Consider the following 703-nt stretch of genomic DNA (forward strand, 5'->3'; position numbering starts at 1 on the left):
AACGTGTTTGTATATGGTTTGTTGCGTGGTTTAGCACGTAATTTAGCAAATAAAAACCGAATAGAAAATCCGCGAGGATTTTCGTAAGTAGGCTAGAACTAGCAATAAATTATATACGGTGTTCTACGCAGTTTTTATTCAGTATTTTATTTTTTCCAAGTTCATAATTTTGTCATATTCATAAAGAATTCGGTCAGAATCGCAGAACGGAATTTGGTATAAATTACAAACGTTTCTCAATTCGGTTAAATAGTCTAAATACTGAATAATATTGTCGTTTAAATTCGTTTTTATTTTCATTTCAGTTCCGTAAATCATTCGATAAACTCTTTGGTCGATAATTTGATAGATTTTCGGATTTCTAAATCTCAAAATAGTAGAAGCCATTGGTAAGCGAATTCCTTTCGTTTCTAGTAAATGCAATAGAATTTCTCCAGTCAGACCAGAATCTATAAATTCCGCATTTCGGTCAATTTTATTTATCAAATTCAGCGTTTCGTTATTCAATTCAGCGTAACGATTGGTTTTCCATAAAACAATTTCGTTTATCAATTCCTGATTAAAGTCAGATTTCACATTATCCAATTTTTCGGTCAGTTCAGGTTGAAATTTATATTCCAAATTCAAAAGTTCGTCAGTAGATGGATTATGTTCTTGTATTTTCTTCATTTTGTTGGTTTGGTCAAATTGCGTAGAACGGTCT

At 31.3% G+C, this 703-nt stretch carries 1 protein-coding gene; it reads right to left on the reverse strand.

From position 1 onward, the window contains the following. Positions 1-138 precede the first annotated feature (138 nt). Positions 139-703, reverse strand: a 565-nt coding sequence (locus VDP25_RS17735; RefSeq protein WP_334471989.1) for a hypothetical protein, incomplete at its 5' end; no start/stop codon positions are given.

The organism is Winogradskyella sp. ECml5-4, from assembly GCF_036903175.1.
GTDB lineage: Bacteria > Bacteroidota > Bacteroidia > Flavobacteriales > Flavobacteriaceae > Winogradskyella > Winogradskyella damuponensis.